21 protein-coding genes and 2 tRNA genes are annotated in these 23239 nt (G+C 70.8%); 16 read left to right on the top strand and 7 right to left on the bottom strand.

Going from position 1 to position 23239, the window contains the following annotated elements:
- Positions 1 to 28 precede the first annotated feature (28 nt).
- The 7 genes from DEFCA_RS0109605 to DEFCA_RS0109635 all read left to right on the top strand — a co-directional run bounded on the left by DEFCA_RS0109605 (position 29) and on the right by DEFCA_RS0109635 (position 8439).
- Positions 29 to 2650 carry an Rne/Rng family ribonuclease gene (locus tag DEFCA_RS0109605; RefSeq protein ID WP_025322808.1) on the top strand — a complete coding sequence of 874 codons (2622 nt, stop codon included), beginning with the start codon at positions 29 to 31 and terminating at the stop codon, positions 2648 to 2650.
- Between the two features lie 142 nt (positions 2651 to 2792).
- On the top strand, positions 2793 to 3932 hold the full coding sequence (locus tag DEFCA_RS0109610; RefSeq protein WP_025322809.1) for a pyridoxal-phosphate-dependent aminotransferase family protein: 1140 nt from the start codon (positions 2793 to 2795) through the stop codon (positions 3930 to 3932).
- Complete coding sequence (gene serA, locus DEFCA_RS0109615; RefSeq protein WP_025322810.1) at positions 3933 to 5516, top strand: phosphoglycerate dehydrogenase; 1584 nt, start codon at positions 3933 to 3935, stop codon at positions 5514 to 5516.
- Positions 5517 to 5529: 13 nt separating this feature from the next.
- The gene (gene hisZ, locus DEFCA_RS0109620; protein ID WP_025322811.1) at positions 5530 to 6846 is read left to right on the top strand and encodes an ATP phosphoribosyltransferase regulatory subunit; all 1317 of its coding nucleotides are present in this window, start codon (positions 5530 to 5532) and stop codon (positions 6844 to 6846) included.
- Positions 6834 to 8132 (top strand): adenylosuccinate synthase, encoded by a 1299-nt coding sequence (locus tag DEFCA_RS0109625; protein WP_025322812.1) that lies wholly within the window; start codon positions 6834 to 6836, stop codon positions 8130 to 8132. The genes hisZ and DEFCA_RS0109625 overlap by 13 nt, the downstream gene beginning before the upstream one ends.
- A 91-nt stretch (positions 8133 to 8223) precedes the next feature.
- Positions 8224 to 8299: transfer RNA gene (locus DEFCA_RS0109630), tRNA-Lys, on the top strand.
- Positions 8300 to 8361: 62 nt separating this feature from the next.
- A tRNA-Glu gene (locus DEFCA_RS0109635) sits at positions 8362 to 8439 on the top strand.
- 68 nt (positions 8440 to 8507) lie between these two features.
- On the opposite strand, the gene DEFCA_RS0109640 is transcribed toward DEFCA_RS0109635, so the two are convergent.
- Complete coding sequence (locus DEFCA_RS0109640; protein WP_029733858.1) at positions 8508 to 8837, bottom strand: cupin domain-containing protein; 330 nt, start codon at positions 8835 to 8837, stop codon at positions 8508 to 8510.
- A gap of 99 nt (positions 8838 to 8936) precedes the next feature.
- Between DEFCA_RS0109640 and DEFCA_RS0109645 the strand changes: the two genes are divergently transcribed.
- Both DEFCA_RS0109645 and DEFCA_RS0109650 read left to right on the top strand, forming a co-directional pair.
- Positions 8937 to 9413, top strand: a complete 477-nt coding sequence (locus tag DEFCA_RS0109645; protein ID WP_025322814.1) for a methylated-DNA--[protein]-cysteine S-methyltransferase — start codon at positions 8937 to 8939, stop codon at positions 9411 to 9413.
- The gene (locus tag DEFCA_RS0109650; protein WP_025322815.1) at positions 9406 to 10386 is read left to right on the top strand and encodes a histone deacetylase family protein; all 981 of its coding nucleotides are present in this window, start codon (positions 9406 to 9408) and stop codon (positions 10384 to 10386) included. Before DEFCA_RS0109645 ends, DEFCA_RS0109650 begins: the two co-directional genes overlap by 8 nt.
- A gap of 164 nt (positions 10387 to 10550) precedes the next feature.
- Here the strand turns inward: DEFCA_RS0109650 and DEFCA_RS0109655 are convergent, their stop codons facing one another.
- The 5 genes from DEFCA_RS0109655 to DEFCA_RS0109675 form a co-directional block, all read right to left on the bottom strand.
- Positions 10551 to 10958, bottom strand: a complete 408-nt coding sequence (locus DEFCA_RS0109655) for a PaaI family thioesterase (RefSeq protein WP_025322816.1) — start codon at positions 10956 to 10958, stop codon at positions 10551 to 10553.
- 222 nt (positions 10959 to 11180) lie between these two features.
- Positions 11181 to 11375 (bottom strand): YjfB family protein, encoded by a 195-nt coding sequence (locus tag DEFCA_RS0109660; protein ID WP_025322817.1) that lies wholly within the window; start codon positions 11373 to 11375, stop codon positions 11181 to 11183.
- Positions 11376 to 11473: 98 nt separating this feature from the next.
- Positions 11474 to 12841, bottom strand: a complete 1368-nt coding sequence (locus tag DEFCA_RS0109665) for a multiheme c-type cytochrome (RefSeq protein WP_025322818.1) — start codon at positions 12839 to 12841, stop codon at positions 11474 to 11476.
- A 35-nt stretch (positions 12842 to 12876) separates the two neighbouring features.
- Entirely contained in the window at positions 12877 to 13344 is a 468-nt protein-coding gene (locus DEFCA_RS0109670) for a 4-hydroxylaminobenzoate lyase (RefSeq protein ID WP_025322819.1), read from the bottom strand.
- A 161-nt stretch (positions 13345 to 13505) separates the two neighbouring features.
- The gene (locus DEFCA_RS0109675; protein ID WP_025322820.1) at positions 13506 to 14483 is read right to left on the bottom strand and encodes an NAD-dependent epimerase; all 978 of its coding nucleotides are present in this window, start codon (positions 14481 to 14483) and stop codon (positions 13506 to 13508) included.
- A gap of 227 nt (positions 14484 to 14710) precedes the next feature.
- On the opposite strand from DEFCA_RS0109675, the gene DEFCA_RS0109680 reads away from it, so the two are divergent.
- From DEFCA_RS0109680 to DEFCA_RS0109700, 5 genes are read left to right on the top strand one after another with little or no spacing between them, the layout of a single operon-like run.
- Positions 14711 to 15217 (top strand): nitroreductase family protein, encoded by a 507-nt coding sequence (locus tag DEFCA_RS0109680; protein WP_025322821.1) that lies wholly within the window; start codon positions 14711 to 14713, stop codon positions 15215 to 15217.
- A gap of 35 nt (positions 15218 to 15252) precedes the next feature.
- Positions 15253 to 16695 (top strand): phosphoglucomutase/phosphomannomutase family protein, encoded by a 1443-nt coding sequence (locus DEFCA_RS0109685; protein ID WP_025322822.1) that lies wholly within the window; start codon positions 15253 to 15255, stop codon positions 16693 to 16695.
- A 15-nt stretch (positions 16696 to 16710) separates the two neighbouring features.
- Positions 16711 to 17334 carry an MBL fold metallo-hydrolase gene (locus DEFCA_RS0109690; RefSeq protein ID WP_025322823.1) on the top strand — a complete coding sequence of 208 codons (624 nt, stop codon included), beginning with the start codon at positions 16711 to 16713 and terminating at the stop codon, positions 17332 to 17334.
- A gap of 3 nt (positions 17335 to 17337) precedes the next feature.
- The gene (gene coaBC, locus DEFCA_RS0109695; protein WP_025322824.1) at positions 17338 to 18594 is read left to right on the top strand and encodes a bifunctional phosphopantothenoylcysteine decarboxylase/phosphopantothenate--cysteine ligase CoaBC; all 1257 of its coding nucleotides are present in this window, start codon (positions 17338 to 17340) and stop codon (positions 18592 to 18594) included.
- A gap of 45 nt (positions 18595 to 18639) precedes the next feature.
- Positions 18640 to 19977: a UDP-glucose dehydrogenase family protein gene (locus DEFCA_RS0109700; RefSeq protein ID WP_025322825.1), complete on the top strand. Its 1338-nt coding sequence runs from the start codon at positions 18640 to 18642 to the stop codon at positions 19975 to 19977.
- A gap of 12 nt (positions 19978 to 19989) precedes the next feature.
- Here DEFCA_RS0109700 and DEFCA_RS20620 read toward each other — a convergent pair whose 3' ends face one another.
- Complete coding sequence (locus DEFCA_RS20620) at positions 19990 to 21390, bottom strand: M48 family metalloprotease (RefSeq protein ID WP_025322826.1); 1401 nt, start codon at positions 21388 to 21390, stop codon at positions 19990 to 19992.
- Positions 21391 to 21541: 151 nt separating this feature from the next.
- Here DEFCA_RS20620 and DEFCA_RS0109710 point away from each other — a divergent pair, with 151 nt between their 5' ends.
- Together DEFCA_RS0109710 and DEFCA_RS0109715 are read left to right on the top strand one after the other, a co-directional pair.
- The gene (locus tag DEFCA_RS0109710) at positions 21542 to 22330 is read left to right on the top strand and encodes an IclR family transcriptional regulator (protein ID WP_025322827.1); all 789 of its coding nucleotides are present in this window, start codon (positions 21542 to 21544) and stop codon (positions 22328 to 22330) included.
- Between the two features lie 49 nt (positions 22331 to 22379).
- Complete coding sequence (locus DEFCA_RS0109715) at positions 22380 to 23216, top strand: BKACE family enzyme (RefSeq protein ID WP_025322828.1); 837 nt, start codon at positions 22380 to 22382, stop codon at positions 23214 to 23216.
- Positions 23217 to 23239 lie beyond the last annotated feature (23 nt).

Raw genomic sequence — 23239 nt, forward strand, 5'->3', positions numbered from 1 at the left:
GTCCGTTCCAGGCGCCAGTGAGGAGCCCATGTCGAAAGTGATGCTGGTCAATGTGGTCAACGAGGAGGAGAGCCGGATCGCCATCGTGGCCGACGGGCTCCTCGAAGAGGTGGCGATCGAAACCGCCCAGGTGGAACGCCTGGAAGGAAACATCTACAAGGCCCGGGTCGTCAAGGTGGTGCCCAGCCTGGACGCCGTGTTCGTGGACTTCGGGGCGGAGAAGAACGGCTTCCTGCCGGTGGAGGACATCCACCCCCGCTACTTCCCGGAAGGGAAGCGGTCCACCTCGGCCGTGAAGACGGGGCAGGAGCTGCTGGTCCAGGTGCGAAAGGGCGAGATGGGCCAGAAGGGGGCCGCGCTCACCACCTACATCAGCCTGCCCGGCCGGTACTTCGTGCTCATGCCCTACGTGGCCAAACGGGGGGTGTCGAAGAAGATCGAGGACGAGGCGACCCGCAAGCAGCTCCGCGACGCACTGGACGCGGCCCAGATCCCCGAGGAGATGGGCTACATCGTCCGCACCGCCGCCGAGGGCCGCACCAAGCAGGAGCTCACCCGCGACGCCAACTACCTGCTGCGGCTGTGGAAGCGCATCCTGCGGGACGCCGAGGACGCGCCCGCGCCCAGCCTGCTGTACCAGGACTCGGACATCGTGATCCGCACGATCCGGGACTACTTCACCCCTGGCGTGGAGGAGGTGTGGATCGACAACCCGGAGGTGTTCGAGCAGGTGCGGCGGTTCTTCCAGGCCGTGATGCCGTGGTACACCCGAAGGGTGAAGCTGCACCAGCGCCGCACCCCGATCTTCGCCCGGTACAACGTGGAGCAGCAGCTGGCCACGATCTACGAGAAGAGCGTGCCGCTGCCCTCGGGCGGCTCCATCGTGATCGAACAGACCGAGGCGCTGGTCAGCATCGACGTGAACTCGGGCGGGTCGTTCCAAGGCAAGGACATCGAGGAGACGGCGCTGAGGGTCAACGAGGAGGCGGCCCGCGAGGCGGCCCGGCAGCTGCGGCTGCGGGACCTGGGCGGCCTGATCGTGATCGACTTCATCGACATGCGTAGCTCCGCGAACCGCAGCGCCGTGCGCCGCGCCCTTCAGAAGGCCCTGAAGGAGGACAAGGCCCGGACCCGCGTGGGGTCGATCTCCCAGTTCGGCCTCCTGGAGCTGTCGCGCCAGCGGCTCAAGCCCGGGGCGGCCGCGGCCGTGACCCGGCCCTGCCCCTCGTGCCGGGGGTCGGGGCGGGTGCGGTCGCCGGAGAGCTTCGCCCTGTCGGTGCTGCGCATGATCCAGGCCGAGCTGCCCCGCAAGGAGCTGCGCCAGGTGCGGGTCGGGGTGCCGGCCGACGTGGCCGCCCTGATCGTGAACCGCAAGCGGCGGCGCCTGGCGGACTGGGAGCGGGAGTTCGAGACCTCGGTCCAGGTGTTCTCCGAACCCCACCTGGGCCCCAACGATTACTTCTTCGTGTTCGTGGAGAACGGCACCCCTCGGATCGAGACCAACACCACCGACGTGCCCCACGACCTGGTGGCGGCGTACCAGGGCATCCCCGAGCCCCCCACCCGCGTCCAGCGCGCCCCCGCGTACATCTTGATGGACGAGGAGCCGGAAGAGGAGGAAGAGCCCCCGGCTCCCGAACCCGAGGAGACCGACGCGCAGCCCCCCGCCAAGAAGAAGCGCCGCCGGCGGCGCCGCAAGAAGAAGTCCGCTCCCGCCGAGGCCGCAGCCGGGGAGCAGCCGGCCGAGGGAAGCGGCTCCACCCCCGAGGGGGACGGCCAGCCGGAGGAGAAGGACCCGGAGCAGAAGGCCGGGGAGCCCTCCTCCGACGCAGAGGCGGGCTCCGAAGAGGCCGAGCCGCAGCCCCCCGCCAAGAAGAAGCGCCGCCGCCGGCGCCGCAAGAAGAAGTCCGCTCCCGCCGAGGCCGAGGCTGCGCCCCCGGCCCAGCCTACCGAGGCGGCGGCCTCGGCAGGGGAGCCTGCGCCCGGGCCCGCTCCCGCAGGGGAGCCCCCGGCAGCCGAGACGCCCCCTCCGGCCGAGGAGCCCGAGGAGAAGCCCAAGCCGAAACGTCGGAGAGCTCGGGAAAAGCCCCAGGAAGCCTCCCAGGAGACCGCGCAGGAGCCCGCCTCGGCCGACGCGCCCCCGTCCGAGACCGGGACCCCGGCCGAGACCGAAGGAACCGAAGGCCCCAAGCCGAAGCGGCGCAGGACCCGCAAGAGGGCTCCGGCGCAGGCTCAGGAGACCGCCCCGGCCGAGCCCGCGGCAGCCTCCGACGAGACAGAGGCCAGCGAGGGGGAGAGACCCAAACGCCGAGCCACCCGGAAGAGCCGCCCGGAGCCTGCACAGGAGGAGGTCGCGCAGGCCGGGACGCCCCCCGCCGAGAACGCGGCACCGGATGAGGCCGGCGAGGAGAAGGAACCCAAGCCCCGGCGCAGGAGTTCCCGCAAGAAGACCGCGGAGGCCCCCCCGGCGGACGGGACCGGGCAGCCCGCCCCGAAGGAGTCGGGCGGCGAGGAACCACCCAAGCCCAAGCGCCGCAGGACCCGCAAGAAGACCCCGGAGCCGTCAACAGGCCCAGCGGACGCCGACACCAACGCCGGCGGGGACCCGGCGGAAGGAAGCGGCGAGGGGGGATCCGGGGGCGGGGCCTGAGCCCGTGCTCACCACAGGGGCTCCACGACCGGCATCGCCCCATCCTTGACCCTCTAACGGTCGGTTTGCTAGCGTTTTCGAGTTTGTGCCGATCCGCACACCTTGGGTTCGTCGTTTCCGGCAAACGAAAGGGAGGTCCACCGTGTACAACTACCGCCTGCTCGCGCCCGGCCCCACCCCTGTCCCCGACGAGGCCCGGCTGGCCATGGCCCGGCCCGCCCTCCACCATCGGGAGCCCGAGTTCAAGCCCATCTTCGCCGCGTGCCGCCAGGGGCTGCGGTACGTGTTCCAGACCCAACGCGACGTGCTGATCCTGGCCGCGTCGGGCACCGGCGCCATGGAGGCGGCGGTGACCAACTTCCTGCGGCGGGGGGACCGGGCCCTGTACGTGAACGGCGGGAAGTTCGGGGAGCGGTGGGGCAAGATCCTGGCCGCCTACGGCTGCGACCCGGTGGAGGTCAAGGTGGAGTGGGGTCGGGCGGTAGACCCCGAGGAGATCCGCCGGGCCTTGGACGCGGACCCGGCCATCCGGGCCGTCTACGTCCAGGCCAGCGAGACCAGCACGGCCGTTCGCCACCCGGTGGAGGAGATCGCTCGGATCACCCGGGACCGGGACGTGCTCCTGGTGGTGGACGGCATCACGGCGGTGGGCGTGTTCCCCCTGCCCATGGACGAATGGGGCATCGACGTGGTGGTCACGGGCAGCCAAAAGGCCCTGATGCTCCCGCCGGGGCTCGCGTTCATCGCCTGGAGCGAGAAGGCCGACCGGTTCCTCGAGACCTCGGACCTGCCCCGGTACTACTTCGACCTGAAGGGCGAGCGCAAGAAGCAGGCCGACGACCAGACCGCTTACACCCCGGCCGTGAGCCTGATCGTGGGGCTCAAGGAGGTGCTGGACCGGATCCGGGCCGAGACCCTGGAGGGGGTCCACGGCCGCACCGCCCTCATGGCCCGGGCCACCCGCGAGGCCGTGAAGGCCCTGGGGCTTGAGCTGTTCGCCCCCGACAGCCCCAGCGACGCCTGCACCGCTGTCAAGGTGCCGGAGGGCGTGGACGGCCAGGCCCTCAAAAAGGCCCTGCGGGAGCGGTTCTCCATGACCGTGGCCGGCGGCCAGGACCAGGCCAAGGGCAAGATCATCCGGATCTCCCACATGGGCCACGTGGATCCCCTGGACGTGGTCGGCGCCCTGGCGGCCTTGGAGCTCGCCCTCAAGGAGCTCGGCCACCCCGTGGCCCTGGGGACCGGCGTGGCCAAGGCCCTTTCCATCCTGGGAGAAGCGTAGATGAAACGGGTACTCGTCAGCGACAATCTCTCGGCCCGGGGGATCGAGATCCTCCGAGCGGCCGAGGGCATCGAGGTGGACGTGAACACGGGCCTCAAGCCCGAGGAGCTCCAGGAGGTCATCGGGGGGTACGATGCCCTGGTGATCCGATCGGGCACCAAGGTCACGGCCCAGGTCTTGGCCCGAGCCGACAACCTGAGGGTGATCGGCCGGGCCGGGATGGGCGTGGACAACGTGGACGTGCCCGAGGCCACCAAGCGGGGCATCGTGGTCATGAACACCCCCGGCGGCAACTCGGTGACCACGGCCGAGCACGCCCTGGCCCTGATCATGAGCCTGGTGCGAAACATCCCCCAGGCCAACATGAGCATGAAGCAGGGCAAGTGGGAGAAGAAGAGGTTCCAGGGCCACGAGCTGTGCGGCAAGACCCTGGGGGTGATCGGGTTGGGCAACATCGGCTCCATCGTGGCCGACCGGGCCCAGGGCCTCAAGATGAAGGTAGTGGGGTACGACCCCTACCTGAGCCAGGAGCGGGCCGCCGAGCTCGGGGTGGAGCTCTCGGACCTGGACGGGTTGTACGAGCGGGCCGACATCATCACGGTTCACGTGCCCCTGCTCGACGAGACCCGCAACCTGATCGGCCGGGAGGCGTTCGCCCGCATGAAGGACGGAGTGTACCTGGTGTGCGCGGCCCGCGGCGGCATCGTGGACGAGGAGGCCCTGCTCGAGGCCCTGGAGAGCGGCAAGGTGGCCGGCGCGGCCTTGGACGTGTTCCGCGAGGAGCCGCCGGGGCTCACCCCCCTGGTGGCCCACGACCGGGTGGTGTGCACGCCCCACCTGGGCGCCAGCACGGTGGAGGCCCAGGAGGCCGTGGCGATCCAGGTGGCCGAGCAGATCGTGGACTACCTGCAGCGGGGCATCATCCGCAACGCCGTGAACGTGCCCAGCGTGCCGGCCGAGATCCTCAACCAGATGGCCCCCTACCTGGACCTGGCCCGGAGCCTGGGCCGGCTCCAGGCCCAGCTCGGCGTCGAGGGCCTCAAGACCGTGGAGCTGCAGTACTCCGGGCGCATGGCCGAGGGCCGGACCGGCCTGCTCACGGCCGCGGCCCTGGAGGGGCTGCTGGCGGTGAGCGTGGGTGAGCGGGTGAACCTGGTCAACGCCCCGGTGCTGGCCCGGGAGCGGGGCATCCGGGTGTCGGAGACCACGGCCAAGAACGGCGAGGACTACACGGCCATGATGCGGCTCGGGGTGGACACCGCCCACGGCCGGTTCAGCCTGGCCGGGGCCATCTTCGGCCGGCGGGAGCCCCGGCTGGTGGAGATTGACGGCATCCCGATCGAGGCGATCCCTCAGGGGCACCTGCTGGTGTTCTGGAACTACGACCGGCCGGGCCTGGTGGGCAGCATCGGCACCACCCTGGGCCGCCACCAGATCAACATCGGCCAGATGCAGTTCGGCCGCGAGGCCCCGGGCGGCCGGGCCGTGACCGTGGTCAACGTGGACACCGAGGTTCCTCCCGAGGTCCTGGAGGAGCTGCGCGGGCTTCCCAACGTGGTGAGCGTGACGTCGGCCCGTCTCTGACTGGACTACTCCAATGGCCTATCCCTTCGGCCGGGCCGGGCAACCGGCCCGGCACCGCGAACTGCCCCCGGGGCTGGCGGACCGGCTGCCGGCAGAGGCCCGTCGGCTCCACGCCGTGCGTGAGACCTGCCTGGTCGAGCTGGAGCGGTGGGGCTACCGGCTCGTGGTGACCCCCCTGCTCGAGCACGCCGACACCTTCGAGCCCGCCCTGCCCGACCCCGGAGACGAGACGTTCCTGTACCGGTTCGTGGACCGGACCACCGGCCACGTGCTCGCCATCCGGGCGGACTTCACGCCCCAGGTGGCCCGGGTGGTCGGAACCCGGTTCCACGAGGCCACCTTACCCCTGCGGCTGTGCTACGAGGGCTCGGTGGTTCGCCACGTGCCCGAGCGCCGGGGCATGTCCCGCGAGATCCCCCAGGTGGGGGCCGAGCTGGTGGGGGTGATCGACCCCGAGGCGGACGCCGAGGGGATCGCCCTGGTGGTGGCGTGCCTGCGGGCGGCCGGCGTGGGCGGGTTCAAGGTGGACCTGGGCCAGGTGGAGTTCTTCCGAGGCATCGTGGACGACCTGGACCTTTCCGCCGAGGCCCTGGAGACGCTGCGCAACGCCGTGGCCCGCAAGGACCTGAGCGACCTCGATCGGATCCTGTCGGACCTGCCGATCCCGGACCGCCGCAAGGAGATCCTGGCCGAGCTGCCCCTCCTGGCCGGGGGCACCGAGGTGCTGGACCGGGCCTCGGACCTGGTGGACACGGACCACAGCCTCCGGGCCCTGGAGAACCTGGCCCGGGTGGTGGAGCTGGTGGGCGTGCACGGCCTGGCCGAGCACATCACCGTGGACCTGGGGGAGATCCGGGGCATCGACTACCACACCGGCGTGATCTACGAGGCGTTCGTGCCCCACGTGGCCACCCCCCTGGTGCGGGGCGGCCGGTACGACCGGCTGTGCGGGGCCTACGGCCGGGAGCTCGCGGCCACGGGGTTCTCCCTGGACCTGGCCGCGGTTCTCGCGGCCCTGGGCCCGTCCGACCCCCGGCCCGAGGGCGTGTTCCTGATCAACTTCGAGCCCGACCGGCGGCGGGCCCTGCTCGTTGCCCGTCGGCTGCGGGGGGCTGGGGTGCGGGCTGCCCGGGACCTGATCCGCAGGCCCCTGGACGACTCCCTGGCCCACGCCAAGGCCCAGGGGTTTCGCTGGGCCCTGGTGGTGGACCCCGAGGTGGCTCCCCGGGTGCGTTGGATCGATCTCGTCACGGGGGGATCCGAGGTCCTTACCGAAGAAGACGCCGCCTCCCGGGCGGGCGATGCAGGAGCGAACGAATGCCGAACGTAGTGGTGATCGGCGCCCAGTGGGGCGACGAGGGCAAGGGCAAGGTGGTGGACCTGTACGCGGGCGAGGCCGAGGCAGTCGTGCGGTTCCAGGGCGGCAACAACGCGGGGCACACCCTGGTGGTGGAGGGGGAGAAGATCATCCTCCACCTGATCCCCTCGGGCATCCTGCACCCGGACACCGTGTGCTGCATCGGGAACGGTGTGGTGGTCGACCCCCAGGTGCTGCTCCAGGAGATCGACGGCCTGCGGGCAAAAGGCCGCTGGCCCGGGGACGACGCCCTGGTGGTGAGCGGCGCGGCCCACGTGATCCTGCCGTGTCACCGGGAGCTGGACAAGGCCCGGGAGGGCCGGGCCGGACGGGCCCAGATCGGCACCACCGGACGGGGCATCGGCCCGTGCTACGAGGACAAGGCGTCTCGGAAGGGCGTGCGGGTGGCCGACCTGCTGGAGCCCGAGGCGCTCCTGCCCAAGCTCGAGGCACTGCTGGACGAGAGAAACGCCCTGCTGCGCCACCTGGGTGCCCCGCCGTTCGATCCCCGGGCCGTGTGGGAGGAGCTGTGCGCCGCGGGCGAGAGGATCCGGCCGTTCGTGGGCGACGTCACGGGCCGGCTTCACCGGTGGACCCGAGAGGGCCGCAAGGTGCTCCTCGAGGGCGCCCAGGGCACCCTGCTCGACATCGACCACGGCACCTACCCCTTCGTCACCAGCTCGAACACCACGGCCGGGGCAGCGTGCACCGGCACGGGCCTGCCGCCGCGGGACCTGCACGCGGCCGTGGGCATCACCAAGGCCTACGTGACCCGGGTGGGGGCCGGACCGTTCCCCACCGAACTCCACGACGCCATGGGCGACCGGCTGCGGGAGCGGGGCGGCGAGTTCGGCAGCACCACCGGCCGACCCAGGCGGTGCGGCTGGCTCGACCTGGTGGCGCTGCGCTCGGCGTGCCGGATGAACGGACTCACCGGGCTGGCCGTGACCAAGCTCGACGTGCTCGAGGGGATCGATCCGATCCGGGTCTGCACGGCCTACCGCCTGGACGGGGAACGGGTGGACCACGTGCCGGCCCGGGCCGAGGATCTGGAGCGGTGCGAGCCGGTGTACGAGGAGCTGGCCGGCTGGACCGAGCCCCTGGCCGGGGCGCGCAGCCCGGAGGACCTGCCCGCCAACGCCCGGGCGTTCCTGGACCACGTGGCCGAAGCCACGGGGTGCCCGGTGGTGCTCGCATCGGTGGGCCCGGGGCGCGAGCAGACCGTGGAGTTCGCCAACCCCTTCACCCTGTGCGACTGACCCCCCGGCCCCGCCGGAGGCCGCGGAGCGGGGGCTGGAGTCGGTTGACACGGGTCCTGGGCTCGTGTATAAAGGCGCGCCTTATCGGCGTGGGCCGTTAGCTCAGCTGGCAGAGCATCTGACTTTTAATCAGAGGGTCCCAGGTTCGAATCCTGGACGGCTCACCATCCCTTGGGAGACCCCGGGGCCCTCCGTGCGGCCCCGTTTCGTTCGAACCGTTCCCGATTCCGTCCCCATCGTCTAGCCTGGCCCAGGACACCGGCCTTTCACGCCGGCGACGGGGGTTCAAATCCCCCTGGGGACGCCATCTTTCAAAAAACGGCCCGGACCGGCGACCCTGCCGTCCGGGCCGTTTTGTCGTGTTGCGCCGGTCCCCTACTCGCCCCGGATCATGATGAGGAGCATTTTGAACCGCTTCTCGGCCCGCACGGAGTGGGGCACGTTTGCGGGCATGACCACGAGCTCCCCCGCCCCGGCCCGGACCTCCTTGCCGCCGATCACCAGCAGGGCCTCGCCGTCCACGATCTGGACCACGGCGTCGAAGGGCGCGGTGTGCTCGCTGAGACCCTGGCCCTCGTCGAAGGCGAAGAGCGTGAGCGTTCCGGCCTTGCGGTCCACGAGCGTGCGGCTCACGATCGAGCCTTCCGCGTACTCGACGAAGCTCGCCAGGTCGATCGGGGTCGAAACGGGGGCCTTGGATGCCATGGCCAAACCTCCTCATGTCGGTTCTGAATGTCCTGTGGCACAATGAGGGTACCCGAGTTTCCCGCCTCCGCAACACCCTTTCCCCCGGGAGGAACCCCCTTGCACACGAGCGAACTCACCCTGACGACCCCGGTGGGTCCCCTCACCCTCGTGGCCGGGGGCGGGGGCCTGGTGGCCATCCGGTTCGGTGCCGGGGGCCCCACGGCCGCCCCGGACACGATCCTCGCCCAGGCCGCCCGGGAGTTCGAGGAGTACTTCGCGGGCGCCCGGACCCGGTTCACGGTGCCGGTTCGGTTCCCTTCGGGGGCCTCCGCGTTCCGGCTCCGGGTGTGGGAGACCCTGGGAAGGATCCCGTACGGCGCCGTGCGCACCTACGGCGAGCTGGCCCGGACGCTGGGCACCAGCCCCCGGGCCGTGGGCGGGGCCTGCCGCGCCAACCCCCTGCCCATCGTGGTCCCTTGCCACCGGGTGGTGGCCCGATCGGGGCTGGGAGGGTACGCCGGCGACTGGGAACGGGGCGCCGCGGGCTCGGTGAAGCGGTTCCTCCTGGAGCTGGAGGCCCGCGCCAGTGGCTGAGGTTGGGCGGGCCTCGACCGTGGCGTGGGTGGGCCACCCCTTCCTCCGGCACCATTGCCCCGGTCCCGACCACCCCGAGTCTCCCCTACGGCTCGAGGTGATCGAGGGGGTCTTGGAAGCCAAAGGCCTCTTGAACAGGCTCGTGCGGCTTGGGTTCGCCCCGGCCACGGCGCAGGACCTGGCCCTCGTCCACCATCCCGCCTACGTGGAGCTCCTGAGGCTCGCTTGCGAGCACGGGTTCGGGTACGTGGCAGAGCCCGAGACCCGGATCTGCCCCGAGAGCTTCGAGGTGGCGTCCTGGGCCGCTGGCGGCGTGCTGGCGGCCACCGACGCCGTGATCGACGGCCGCGTCGGCCGGGCGTTCTGCGCCGTGCGGCCACCGGGGCACCACGCCGGCCCCGACCGGGCCGGGGGGTTCTGCCTGGTGAATCACGCGGCCCTGGCGGCCGAGCACGCCCTCCGGCGCAGGGGCCTCGCCCGGGTGGCGGTGGTGGACCTCGACGCCCACCATGGCAACGGCACCCAGGCCATCTTCTGGGAGCGGCCCGAGGTGCTCTACCTCTCGGTCCACGAGCATCCCCTGACCCTCAAATACCCGGGCACGGGCTGGCCCGGCGAGACCGGAGCAGGGCTCGGCGCCGGGTTCACCCGGAACGTCTGCCTCGCCCACGGCGCCGGAGACCCCGAGTTCGTGGCCGCCCTGGAGGCTGCGGTGATCCCGGAGCTCGAAGCCTTCCGGCCGGAGCTCGTGGTGATCTCCATGGGGTTCGACGCCCTGGGAACGGACCCCTTGGCCCATCTCACCGTGACGGCCGAAGGGTTCCGCCGGGCCACCGAGCGGATCGTGGAGGCGGCCGAGGGCCTGTGCGGGGGGCGAATCGTGAGCGCGTTGGAGGGAGGGTACGACCTTGTGGGTCTCGGGCCCGCAGCCGCAGCTCACGTGGAGGCGCTCCTGGGAGCCCTGCGGCGATGAGCGTGCCTCCGTCGTTGGGCGGATGGGTCGTCCCAACGAAGACCGCCGGCCCCGCGATTCGAAACCACCGAGAGCACGGAAGACACGGAGGAGCCGGTTCACACGCCCCGGGCGCCAGGAGCGGATCCGCCCGAAGGCCGTTGACCGACGACCGGCGACCGCCCTTACACCGTGAGGAGGGTCGCCACGGCGTGGCACAGGAGCTGGCCTCGGGCGTCCTTCGCCTGCACCTGCACCGTGGCCACCCGCCGGCCCAGGCGAAGGATCACGGCACGGGCGGTGATCCGATCACCGACCGCGGCCGGCCGCATGAAGTGCACCTCCAGGCCCTCGGTGGTCAGCCGGAGCCCCGAAGGCAGCAGCCGCCCCGGGAAGAACGCCACGGTGTCCACCAGGGCCGCCAGCACCCCTCCGTGGAGGCCGCCCATGTAGTTGCCGTGGCGCTCGTCCACCGACACGGCCATGACGGCCGTGTCCGGCCCCACCTCCAGCAGCTCGAATCCCAGGTGGCGGGCCAGGGCGATGCCGTCGAAGATCTCCCGGGCCCGTTCGTGCCAAAACGCCTCGTCCACGGGTTCGTACTCCTCGTTCGGTTCCGCCGCCTTCGGGCCTTCGGCCCGCCACGAGGGGCTGGAAGGCTTGATACCAAGCTGCGTTCAAATCCAGCGGCCCCGTGCCCCGCCCCCCCACGGTTTGAACGCAACTCGGCATGAGACCATCTCCCTGTCGGGGCTTCCACGCACGAACGGGCGGCCCCAGCGGGCCGCCCGTTCGTGCGTGGAAGGCGGCAAACTCTACGCTTTGACGTCCAGGTTCCCCCCCACCCCGAGCGACCGGAACAACTCTGCCGCCAGGGCCTCCTGATTGTCCAGAACTTTCTTGAGCAGTGCCATGCCGGCCTCGCCCTTGGCCTGGTCGGCCTTGAGGCCCGTCATCTCCTCGATGAGGCCCATGGTGAGGTCCCCGTTGCCGAGCGCCCTGAGATCCATCGCCGTCCTCCTCTGCCGCCGGCTCCGGCTCATCGTCCTCCGTGCCCTATCGGCGTTCCCCCCCTCAACCTTGAGCCAGCCGGACGAGCCCCCTCGCCCTACTCCCCGGCCGCTCTCACCTCGGCCCGCGCCGCTGCCATCTCCACGAGGGGAACCTTCCATCCCGGGCGGTCCAGGTAGGCGTCGGCCACCCCCTGGGGCAGGCTCCGGTACAGGAGGCGGACGACCACGTCGAAGGGGCCCTTCGCCCCCGGCGGCAGAGGGATCTCGAACCGCTCGGTCACGGCCCCCCGGGGAGGGATCGAGGTGTCCCGCACGATCCGGGCGATACGCCAGGGCTTCCACGTGGGCCGTCCCTCCGAATCCACGGCCTGGGCCCCGAACCGCCGCGCCTCCGGCCCGAGGCGCCCCTCGGGGTCGAGCCCGCCGCTCTCGAACACCACGGTGCCGCCGCGGCCCGCGTCCCGTACGACGAGGTGCAGCCACATCTGCCTCAGCTCCGTCATGGAGGTGGGCAGGTTGTGGCCGGCCCGGACGTTCGCCACCCGCACGCCGACCTCCATCCCCCCTCCCGGGGCCACCTGCTCCGAAACGACCAGTTCCAGCCGGGCCGCGCTCCGGAGGCGCAGGCGGGCCTCGTTGGCCCGGCCCCACTGGTTCAGCAGGGTGGTCACGGCCGCGTTGGCACCGGTGAAGTCGTGATCGAAGAAGGGGGTGCGCTCCGTGTCGAACACGCTGGTCAGGCCCGTCCGGACGGCCTTCTCCATGGTGTCGGCGACCCGGGCCGCCACCTCCGGGGGGACCATGTGGCAGTCCTGGCACTGGATCCCCGCGCGGGCGTACTCGCTGCCCTTCCACTCCTCGTAGGTGCGGGCGATGGCGGTGTTGTTCACCGGGTGGAACACGTTGTGGCAGGCGCCGCAGAACTCACTGCGGGTGTGCACGTCGGAGTAGGCGGTGGCGTGGAAGGTGCTGTGGGCGTCGGCGTACGGGCCTTGCTTCGCGCCCTCCGGCTCCACGGCCAGCCCCGAGTTGCCGGGGTTCCCCCCCTTCTCCAGGAGCTTCACCGCCACCACGGAGTGGCAAAAGTCGCAGGTGATTCCCTCGTCGGCCCGGGGGTCGATCACGATCTCCCCGGACTCCCGGATCCACACCTGTTCGGTCAGGGCCCCCACGGGCGCGTGGCACCCGGCGCAAAACCGGTCGGTGCGCCCCCCGGTCTCCCGGGACGACTCCCGCCATACGGCCCGGAACAGCGGATCGGCCAGGGCGTTCGCGTGCATCGATCCCTTCCACTGCTCGTGCTGGAGTGGGTGGCAGTAGGCGCACTTCTCTGCGGAGACGAACTGGCCCGGCGAGGCGGGCAGGCCGGTGGTGGTGTTCAGGATCTTCGGGTAGAAGACGAACTCCTCCGCCCGGGCCGGAACGGCCAGGACCAGGAGCAGCGGGAAGACGAGACGGACCATGGGCGTCCTCTTCGGGGGCAGTGGAACCCGGCGGATCAGCGCTTCCAATCGATCCGGCCGCCCGGGAGGAAGTAGAGCAGGAGCATCCTCCCGCCCGAGACCGTGGGCACGTGGTCCGAGCCCTCGCCGAACACCACCCACCCCTCGGCAAACCCGTCGAAGGCGGCCTCAGGATCGAGGGCGAAGCACAGGTTCACCTCGCCCGCCGTGTGCCGGTGCCACACCCCAGGGCCCGAAAGCTCGACCGCGTCCACGGAGAACCCGCGCGTGGCCTCGCCGGGCTTGGCCACCCGGGAGAACCGGGCTCCGCCCGCCTCCCGATCGCACAACCACCCCTCGGCCACCCCCGCCTGGACCAGGGCCCGGAGCCTCCTCACCACCTCCCCGTCCGGCGGGAACGCCGCAGCCAGCCGCTCCCGTGCCTCATCCGGCCGGGACAGATCCAGCCCGGCCAGCACGTCGAACACCGGCTCTAAAGCCGTCAACAGATCTTGGGTGCCCATGGGGATCTCTCCTTTTCCGCGCCCTTTTCGGCGCGCGATCCAGTGGGAAGCTCCGGCAGGTCACAAGACAGCCTGGTTGCGAAACAAGGGAACTTGCACCGATCGCCGCTCAGGCTCGGCGGTGGGGCATGGGGTCTTCTTCCGGCCGCGCGCGACCCAATCTACCCCCCGGATCGCCCGTGTCCAACGCTAGCCGCCCAACCGACGTACCACTCCACGAACCGGGGGATCCCCACCTCGATGGGGGTCGTGGGCTCCCAGCCCCAGAGCTCTTTGGCCCGGGACACGTCCGCGTAGGTGCGGGGCACATCGCCCGGCTGCATGGGCAGGTAGTTGCGCCGGGCCTTCCTCCCGAGGGCGTCCTCCAGCACCGCGATGAACCTCTCCAGCCTCACCGGCCGGTGGTTGCCCAGGTTCACCACCTCGAACCCCAGGGGCCGGTCGATGGCGGCGACCACCCCCCGCACGATGTCGTCGATATAGGTGAAGTCGCGCTCCATGTCGCCGTGGTTGTACACGTCGATGGGCTCGCCGGTCAGGATTTTTTGGGTGAACTTGAACAGCGCCATATCCGGCCTGCCCCAGGGGCCGTACACGGTGAAGAACCGGAGCCCCGTAGCCGGGATGCCGTAGAGGTGGTGGTAGGTGTGGGCCATCAGCTCGTTGGCCACCTTGGTGGCGGCGTACAGGCTCACGGGCCGGTCCACCCGATCCGTCTCGGAGAACGGCACCTTCTCGTTCGCTCCGTACACCGACGAGGAGGACGCATACACCAGGTTGCCGGTGCCCCGGTGCCGGCAGGCCTCGAGGATGTGCAGGAACCCCATCAGGTTCGCCCGGCCGTAGGCCAGGGGGTTTTGCAGGCTGTAGCGCACCCCGGCCTGGGCGGCCAGGTGGCACACCACGTCGAACGGCCCCCGGTCGAACGCAGCCTCCACGGCCCCCGGGTCGGCCACGTCGCCCCGCACGAACCGAAACCCCTGCCGGCCCTCGAGCCGGGCGAGCCGGGCCTCCTTCAGCCCGACGTCGTAGTAGTCGTTCAGGTTGTCCAGCCCCACCACCCGGTCTCCCCGGTCGAGCAAGAACCCGGCCACCGCGGCCCCGATGAACCCGGCCGCGCCGGTGACGAGAACATCCATGCCGCCGCTCCTTTCCTCGGTTGAATTCCGATCGCGGGGATGGTAGCAGAACCCCGGTCGCCCGGCCAGGAACCCCGGCGAAACTCGCCTGAAATCGCGGGATTTCTTGACCCTTTCCGATCGGCGCTGTTATACTCCGCGCCCTGTCGCCGGCCGCGAGCCGGCCCTTCGCCCTGGTGTTCGTCCGTTTTCCCTCGGCCTTTCGCGGCCGGGCACACGAAGGACCCATGGACACTTCCGAAGCCATTCGCAGCCGCCGCAGCGTGCGCCGGTTCCGGCCCGACCCGGTCCCGGCCGACCACATCGAGCGCCTGCTCGACGCGGCCCGGTGGGCGCCCTCGGGTCTGAACAACCAGCCCTGGCGGTTCGTGGTGGTCCAGGCCCCGGAGGTGCGCGAGCAGCTCGCTCGGTGCACCAAGTACGGCCGGATCCTCCGATCGGCGCCCCTGGCCGTGGCCGTGCTCCTCGACACGGCCTCGTCCTACCACCGGGAGAAGGACCTCCAGGGGGTGGGGGCGTGCCTGCAGAACCTCCTCCTCGAGGCCCACGCGACCGGGCTGGGGGCGTGCTGGCTCGGCGAGATCCTGAACCAGCGGAAGGAGGTCGAGCGGATCCTGGGGGTGCCCGCCCACCTGGAGCTGATGGCCGTGGTGGCCGTGGGCTTCCCCCAGGGGGACCGCCACGGCAACCCCCAGCGCCTGCCCCTCGAGGACCTGATCGTGGGGCGGTTCTGATCCTGCGTATCCCGACCCTACGACGAGGACATCCCATGACCACTCCCACCGTGAAGTTCGGCACCTCCGGCTGGAGGGCCGTGTTGTGCGAGGCGTTCACCTTCGACAACGTCCGGGTGGTGGTCCAGGCCATCGCCGACCACCTCAAGGCCGGGGGGCTGGATGAGCGGGGCGTGCTCGTGGCCTACGACACCCGGTTCATGGGCGAGCGGTTCGCCCGGGTCGCCTGCGAGGTGTTCGCGGGCAACGGGATCCGCACGTTCCTGCCCCCGCGCGACGTGCCGACCCCCGTGGTGTCGTACGACATCCTGCGCCACGGCCGCGACGGTGCCGTGAACTTCACCGCCTCCCACAACCCTCCGGAGTACAACGGGGTGAAGTTCAGCCCGGCCTGGGGCGGCCCGGCCCTGCCCGAGACCACCCGCGACATCGAGGAGCGGGCCAACCGCCGGATGGCCGACGGCTCGTACCGGTCCCTCGGGTTCGAGGAGGCCCGGGACCGGGGACTGGTGGCGGCCCACGACCCCCGGCCCGACTATCTGGACCGGATCCGCGATCTGGTGGACCTGGACGCGATCCGCTCGGCCGGGCTGCGCGTCGCGGTGGACGTGCTCCACGGCACGGCCCGCGAGTACCTGGACGAGCTGCTGCGCGAGGCCGGGTGCGACGTGGTCGTGTTCCACGACAACCCCGACCCCCTGTTCGGCGGCCGGGCACCCGAGCCCAGCCGCGCCAACATCCCCGAGCTGATCGCGTCGGTCTCCGACGACCCGGGGATCTGCCTGGGCCTGGCCACCGACGGCGACGCGGACCGGTTCGGGGTGGTGGACCGGGGCGGCGCGTTCCTGGAGCCCAACTACTTCCTGGGACTCCTGTTCGACTACCTGGTGCGCGAGCGCGGATTCGAGGGAGGGGTCGCCCGCAGCGTGGCCACGAGCCACCTCCTGGACGCCGTGGCCCGGGACCTGGGGCGGCCCGTGTTCGAGACCCCGGTGGGGTTCAAGTTCATCGGCGACCTCATCCGACGGAACCAGGTGGCCCTGGGGGGCGAGGAGTCGGCGGGCCTGTCCGTCCGGGGCCACGTGCCGGAGAAGGACGGCATCCTGGCCTGCCTGCTGGCCGCCGAGATGGTGGCCCGGCGGGGCACCCCCCTCATCCAGCAGCTCGAGGAGCTGTACGGCCGGGTGGGCCGGTACCGCACCCGCCGGGTGAACCTGCGCCTGACCTCCCGGCAGGAGGAGGCCTTCGAGGCCAAGGTCCGCGAGACCCCCGACGGGTTCGCGGGCCGACGGGTACGGGACGTGGTCACCACAGACGGCCACAAGTTCCTGCTGGAGGGGGGGGCGTGGGTGCTGGTGCGCAAATCGGGCACCGAGCCGGTGGTGCGGCTCTACGCCGAGGCCGACTCCGACGAGGCGCTCGAGCGGCTCCTGGAGGCCGGCCGGGCATGGGTGCTGGGGGAAGGAACGAACTCCTGAAATCGAGGCGTTGCCATGATTCTCGAACAACTCGTGGTCGGGCCGATCCAGGCCAACTGCTACATCCTGGGCGACGAGACCACCCGCGAAGCCGTGGTGATCGATCCGGGCGGCGACACCCCGGTGATCCTTAGGGCCCTCCAGGCGCGGGACCTGAAACCCGTGGCCATCGTGGCCACCCACGGCCACTTCGACCACGTGGAGGGCCTGGCGGGCATGAAGCGGGCCACCGGCGCGCCGGTGTGCGTGCACCCCGACGAACTGCCGCTGCTCAAGGGCCTGCCCGGCCAGGGGCTGCTGTTCGGCATGCGGGTGGAGGCCGCACCCGAGCCCGACGTGCTCCTGGAGGAGGGGCAGACGATTCCGTTCGGCTCCTTCGCCCTCAGCGTGCTCCACACCCCGGGGCACAGCCCCGGCTCCGTGAGCCTGGTGGTGGACAAGAAGGTGTTCGTGGGCGACCTGCTGTTCGCCGGGTCCATCGGCCGGACCGACCTCCAGGGCGGCGACTACGACACCCTGATCCGGTCGGTGCGGGAGAAGATCTTCACCCTGCCCGACGACACAGTGGTGTACCCGGGCCACGGCCCGGCCACCACCGTGGCCACCGAAAAGCGCACCAACCCCTTCTTCGTGTACTGACCGATGCTCCGGGGCAAGGAGATCCTGCTGGGGGTCACCGGCGGCATCGCCGCCTACAAGAGCGTGTACCTGTGCCGAGAGCTCACGGTGCGCGGGGCCAACGTGCACGTGGTGATGACGAAGAACGCCATGAACTTCGTCACCCCCCTGACCTTCCAGACGATCTCCGGCAACCCCGTGACCCACCGGATGTTCGAGCTGTTCCGGGGCCCCGAGATCGGCCACGTGGCCCTGGCCGACCGGGCCCACGCCCTGGTGGTGGCCCCCGCCACCGCGAACATCCTTGGCAAGGTGGCCAACGGGCTGGCCGACGACTTCCTCTCCACCATGATCATGGCCACCCGGGTACCGGTGCTGTTCGCCCCGGCCATGAACGTGGTCATGTGGGAGAGCGCGGCCGTTCAGGACAACGTCCGACGGCTGAAGGAGCGGGGCTTCGCGTTCGTGGGCCCAGCCGAGGGGGAGCTGGCCTGCGGGGTCAAGGGCAAGGGCAAGATGGCCGACCCCCTGCAGATCGTGGAGGCCCTGGAGGGGGTGCTCACCCCCGACGACCTGGCCGGGGAGACCGTGCTGGTGACCGCAGGGCCCACCTTGGAGCCCATGGACCCCGTGCGGTTCATCTCGAACCACTCGTCAGGGAAGATGGGATATGCCCTGGCCCGGGCGGCCGTCCGGCGGGGCGCCCGGGTGATTCTCATCTCCGGCCCCACCTCGCTGCCGCCCCCCCTCAACGCCGAGGTGATCCGGGTCACCACGGCCCGGGAGATGCGCGAGGCGGTCCTGACCCAGGCGGGCCGGGCCAGCGTGATCGTGATGGCCGCAGCGGTGTGCGACTGGCGGCCGGTGGCCATGGCATCCCAGAAGATCAAGAAGCGCTCCGGCGCCCCCCCCTCCCTGGAGCTGGAGCCCAACCCCGACATCCTCAAGGAGCTCGGTCGCAACAAGCGTCCGGACCAGATCCTGGTGGGGTTCGCAGCCGAAACCCACGACATGGAGAAGGGGGCCCGGGTCAAGCTGGCGGAGAAACGCCTCGACGCCATCGTGGCCAACGACGTGACCGCACCCGGATCCGGCTTCCACGTGGACACCAACGAGGTGGTGATCTTCACCGCCTCGGGCGAGCGCATCGGGGTGCCCCGCATGAGCAAGGACCGGGTGGCGGACCGGATCCTGGGCCTGGTGGCCAAGCTCCGCCGGGGAAGCCAGAAGCCCTCCTGGGAACCCGAGGCCGAACGGCCCGAGTTCTGGGAGGAGGGCTGATCCAACCAACCAGAAACCAACAACCAACAACCGAGAACCGATATCATGAAACTTTGTGTCATCGGAACCGGATACGTGGGGCTCGTCACGGGCACCTGCTTTGCCGAGATGGGCAACGACGTGGTGTGCGTGGACATCGACGAGGAGAAGATCGAGAGGCTTCGGCGCAAAGAGGTCCCGATCTTCGAGCCGGGGCTCCAGGAGTTGCTCGAGCGCAACGTGGACGAGGGGCGGCTCACCTTCACCACCGACCTGGCCGAGGGCGTGGAGCGCAGCCTCCTGTTGTTCATCGCGGTGGGCACGCCCGAGGGCGAGGACGGCTCGGCCGACCTCCAGCACGTGCTGGCGGTGGCCCGGTCCGTCGGGCAGGTGATGGAGGCCTACCGGATCGTGGTGATCAAGTCCACCGTGCCGGTGGGCACGGCCGAGAAGGTGCGCGACGCCATCCGGACCGAGCTCGACGCCCGGGGGCTCGACGACCTGGAGTTCGACGTGGTCTCGAACCCCGAGTTCCTCAAGGAGGGCAACGCGGTCCAGGACTGCCTCAAGCCCGACCGGATCATCGTGGGCACCGACAACGTGCGCACGGCCGAGATCCTCAAGGAGCTCTACGCCCCGTTCACCCGCACCAACCACCCGATCCTCGTCATGGACATCCGGTCGGCCGAGATGACCAAGTACGCATCCAACGCCATGCTGGCCACCAAGATCTCGTTCATCAACGAGATCGCCAACATCTGCGAGCGGGTCGGGGCCGACGTGGCCGCGGTTCGGCTGGGCATGGGCGCCGACTCCCGCATCGGGTACCAGTTCCTGTTCCCCGGCGTGGGCTACGGCGGGTCGTGCTTTCCCAAGGACGTGAAGGCCCTGATCCAGACCGCCAAGAAGGCGGGCTACGACGCACGGGTGCTCGAGGCCGTGGACTCGGTGAACGCCCGGCAGAAGCACGTGCTGGCCGACAAGATCCTGGACTGGTTCCGGGCCGAGGGCATCGACCCGGCCGGGGCCACGGTGGCCGTGTGGGGCCTTTCGTTCAAGCCCAACACCGACGACATGCGCGAGGCCCCCAGCCTCACCGTGATCGGCCGGCTCAGGGAGGCCGGCTGCCGCATCCGGGCCTACGACCCGGTGGCCGAGGGGAGCGCCCGCCGGATCCTGGGTGAGGACGGCATCGCCTACTGCGCCAGCAACTACGAGGCCGTGGAGGGGGCGGACTGCCTGGCCGTGTGCACCGAGTGGGGCGCGTTCCGCCGGCCCGACTTCGAGCGGGTGAAGGGGCTGATGCGCCGACCGGCCGTGTTCGACGGCCGCAACATCTACGAGCCGGCCAAGATGAAGAAGATGGGGTTCGCGTACTTCGGGATCGGGAGGCAGGGAGGCTAGAGCATGCCCCCCTCACCTCTCCCCGCGGCGGTGATCTCGAAGCGCCCGGAGGGCCTTCTCGACCTCGGCCCGCCGGGCGCCCGGCGGCAGGTCCTCCAGGGCCTGGCGGTAGTGGCGGACGGCCAAAGCGATCCGCCCCGCGGACCGGTAGTAGTCCCCCAGCAAGGCGTGCCCCTCCCCCGGCCGGCCCGCCTTGCCCAGGGCCATTCCGCGGTAGTAGGCGAGCTTGTCCCATTCCGGATCGATCCGTGCCAGATCGTCGTACACGGCCAGGGCTTCCTCGCCCCGGTCCGCCTCCAGGTACGTCCATCCCAGATCCCGGAGGGCCGGAACCGTGGCCCGGCCCTCCTTCCGCAAGCGCTCGAGCAACGAGACCGCCTCGGCGGTGCGGCCCTGCCGCAGCCAGGTGACGGCACGTTCGTGCAGGATCTCGGGGTCGGACGGCGCGAGCTTCTCGGCCCGGCCCAACACCTCCAACGCCTCATCGTACAACCCCCGCTTCCGAACGAGCAGGGCCAGCCCTAACCAGGCCGACGCGCTTCGGGGATGCTCCCGGGTGCGCTGCCGGAACAGATCCTCACCCCAGGGCCGCGGGTCCTCCACCAGCACCCGGGCCTGGGCCCGCCACAGCCGCTCCGGGTCCTCGGGCAGGGGCTTCGTGCCCGGGGGCATCATGTCGGCCAGGTAGGCCGCACGGTTCTCGGGCAGGGGGTGGGTGAACAGATAGGCCGGAACCCCCTCGGGCCGGGGCGAGGCCCATCGGATCGTCTCCATGAACCGCACCAGCCCCCAGGGGTCGTACCCCGCGGCCACCAGGGCCCGGGCCGCCCTGCGGTCGGCGTCCTCCTCGTCCTGCCGGCTGTACTGGAGCATCTTGGCCTGGGCCCCGGCCACCCCGAACGTGGCCACCGCCGCGCCCGCCTTGGCCCCCCCCAGGAACGCCCCGGCCAGCACCGCGGCCATGGCTCCCAGGTTCACCTTCGCCGCCTTCTGCATCCGCCGGGCGATGTGCCGGCCCTCCACGTGGCCCACCTCGTGGGCCACCACCCCGGCCAGCTCGCTCTCGTCGCCGCACGACAGGATCGTCTGGCTGGTCACGAACACGTGGCCGCCGGGCACCGCGAACGCGTTGATGCGCGGGTCGGCCACCACGTGAAACCTCAACTCGAACGTGCGGGCCTCCATGGCCCGGGCCACCCGCCCCCCCACCGCCTCCAGGTAGCCCGTGAGGTACGGATCGTCCAGGATCCGGAACTCCCGGCGCACCTGGGCTACCACCCGCTCCCCGAGCTTGCGCTCCTCGGCCCGGGTCAGGGCCCCCCCGCCCGCCGGCCGCGCCACGGCACACGCCGCCAACAACGCGGCCGTGGCCACCGCAACCCACCGTCTCGCAAAGCTGCGCACCGTGTCCATGCCCCCCAGGGTACCCCACAGGCAAACCCCACTTCCAGCATCCCGGAGGGCCCCATTCCTCCTTTTGTAGACTCGCACCCGTTGACACCAGAAACCGTGTTTGGCATATTGCAATCACTATGCGAAATATATTTTTACTATGCAAAAACAGATGACTTCTCCCCGCTACTTCACCCAATCGCTCGCAAAAGGGTTGAAGGTCCTGGACGCGATGGCCCGGGCCGGGGCCCCGGTTACCCTCTCCCACGTGGCCGAGGCCGTGGGGGTGCCCGCCAGCACCGCCCATCGGCTTCTGTACACCTTGGAGGCCGAGGGGTACGTGGAACGACTGCCGGGGACCAAGGAGTACCGCCTCACGCCCAACGTGCTCGGCCTCGGGTTTGCGTTCTTCCAGACCTCGGACCTGTGGCAAACGGCCCACCCTTACCTGGTCAAGGCCTCCCGCACCCACGGTGAGACCTTCAACCTGGCGGTGCTCGACGGCACCGACATTCTCTACATCGATCGGGTGAAGACACGGCGGATCCTCAGCATCAACCTGGAGATCGGCTCCAAGCTTCCGGCGTTCTGCACCTCCATGGGCCGGGTGCTCCTGGCGGCCCGGCCTGCAGAGCAAGTCCGAGAAATCCTGGCCCGTACGGATCGGTCGCGGTTCACCGGCCGCACCGTGACGGACACCGAGGAGATCCTCCGGATCCTCGAAGAGGTCCGGCGCCAGGGGTTTGCGGTGAACGACGGGGAGCTCGCGGTGGAGCTCCGATCGGTGGCCGCCCCGGTGCGGAACCGGTCGGGCGAGGTGGTGGCCGCGGTCAACCTGGCCGTGCACGCATCGGAGTACTCGTCCGAGGACATGCGCACCCGCCTCGCCCCGGTGGTGAGGGAGGTGGCGGGGGAGATCTCCCAGGCCCTGGGCTGGCGCTCCGGGAACGCCCCGAGCTGACAACCGGCCCCGGGGAAGCGCCGGGCATCCCAGCTTCAAAAGGCTTGTCATGGAGAAGCTCGTCATCACGATCGCGCCCACGGGGTCCATCCCGACCCGCGACACGACCCCCCACGTGCCGATCACCCCCGAGGAGATCGTGGCGGACTGCGTCCGCTGCGTGGAGGCGGGGGCCTCGGTCTGTCACGTGCACGTGAGGGAGCCGGACGGGCGGCCGTCCACCCGGTTCGATCTGTTCCGGCAGGTGGCCGAGGGGCTCCGCGCCCGCACCGACGCCGTGCTCCAGATCTCCACGGGGGGGCGCGCCGGCAGCGCGTTCGAGGAGCGGTCCGAGCGCCTCGAGCTTCGGCCGGAGATGGCCTCGCTCACCACCGGGTCGGTCAACTTCCCCGAGGGGGTGTACGCCAACCCGCGGGACCTGGTGGAACGGCTGGCCGGCCGGATGAAGGAGCTCGCCATCAAGCCCGAGATGGAGATCTTCGACGTGTCCATGGTGGAGGGGGCCCTGGACCTGGCCCGCAAGGGGCTTGCCGAGCCGCCGCTCCACTTCAACTTCGTGCTGGGCCTCAAGGGGGCGCTGCCGGCCACGCCGAAGAACCTCCTCCACCTGGTGGAGACCGTCCCCGCCGGGAGCACCTGGACCGTATCGGGGATCGGCCGGGCCCAGCTACCCATGGCCGTGCACGCGATTCTCATGGGCGGCCACGTCCGGGTGGGCCTGGAGGACAACATCTACTACGCAAAGGGGGTGCTGGCGCGGAACGTGGACCTGGTGGAGCGGGTGGTGCGCCTGGCCCGGGAGCTGGGCCGGCCCGTGGCCACCCCGGCCGAGGCGCGCCGGATCCTCGGGCTGGGCTCCGGCGGGGCCGCCGCCGGGTCTGGATAGCAGGGTTTCCCCCCACACACACG

It is taken from the genome of Deferrisoma camini S3R1 (genome assembly GCF_000526155.1).
GTDB lineage: Bacteria > Desulfobacterota > Deferrisomatia > Deferrisomatales > Deferrisomataceae > Deferrisoma > Deferrisoma camini.

Coding starts and splice junctions, on each gene's coding strand:
- DEFCA_RS0109665 (WP_025322818.1), bottom strand. CDS start 12,841: ATGGTCCGTCTCGTCTTCCCGCTGCTCCTGGTCCTGGCCGTTCCGGCC.
- DEFCA_RS0109660 (WP_025322817.1), bottom strand. CDS start 11,375: ATGGATCTCAGGGCGCTCGGCAACGGGGACCTCACCATGGGCCTCATC.
- coaBC (WP_025322824.1), top strand. CDS start 17,338: ATGCTCCGGGGCAAGGAGATCCTGCTGGGGGTCACCGGCGGCATCGCC.
- DEFCA_RS0109605 (WP_025322808.1), top strand. CDS start 29: ATGTCGAAAGTGATGCTGGTCAATGTGGTCAACGAGGAGGAGAGCCGG.
- hisZ (WP_025322811.1), top strand. CDS start 5,530: ATGGCCTATCCCTTCGGCCGGGCCGGGCAACCGGCCCGGCACCGCGAA.
- DEFCA_RS0109680 (WP_025322821.1), top strand. CDS start 14,711: ATGGACACTTCCGAAGCCATTCGCAGCCGCCGCAGCGTGCGCCGGTTC.
- DEFCA_RS0109640 (WP_029733858.1), bottom strand. CDS start 8,837: ATGGCATCCAAGGCCCCCGTTTCGACCCCGATCGACCTGGCGAGCTTC.
- DEFCA_RS0109670 (WP_025322819.1), bottom strand. CDS start 13,344: ATGGGCACCCAAGATCTGTTGACGGCTTTAGAGCCGGTGTTCGACGTG.
- DEFCA_RS0109625 (WP_025322812.1), top strand. CDS start 6,834: ATGCCGAACGTAGTGGTGATCGGCGCCCAGTGGGGCGACGAGGGCAAG.
- DEFCA_RS0109690 (WP_025322823.1), top strand. CDS start 16,711: ATGATTCTCGAACAACTCGTGGTCGGGCCGATCCAGGCCAACTGCTAC.
- DEFCA_RS20620 (WP_025322826.1), bottom strand. CDS start 21,390: ATGGACACGGTGCGCAGCTTTGCGAGACGGTGGGTTGCGGTGGCCACG.
- DEFCA_RS0109700 (WP_025322825.1), top strand. CDS start 18,640: ATGAAACTTTGTGTCATCGGAACCGGATACGTGGGGCTCGTCACGGGC.
- DEFCA_RS0109715 (WP_025322828.1), top strand. CDS start 22,380: ATGGAGAAGCTCGTCATCACGATCGCGCCCACGGGGTCCATCCCGACC.
- DEFCA_RS0109675 (WP_025322820.1), bottom strand. CDS start 14,483: ATGGATGTTCTCGTCACCGGCGCGGCCGGGTTCATCGGGGCCGCGGTG.
- DEFCA_RS0109685 (WP_025322822.1), top strand. CDS start 15,253: ATGACCACTCCCACCGTGAAGTTCGGCACCTCCGGCTGGAGGGCCGTG.
- serA (WP_025322810.1), top strand. CDS start 3,933: ATGAAACGGGTACTCGTCAGCGACAATCTCTCGGCCCGGGGGATCGAG.
- DEFCA_RS0109710 (WP_025322827.1), top strand. CDS start 21,542: ATGACTTCTCCCCGCTACTTCACCCAATCGCTCGCAAAAGGGTTGAAG.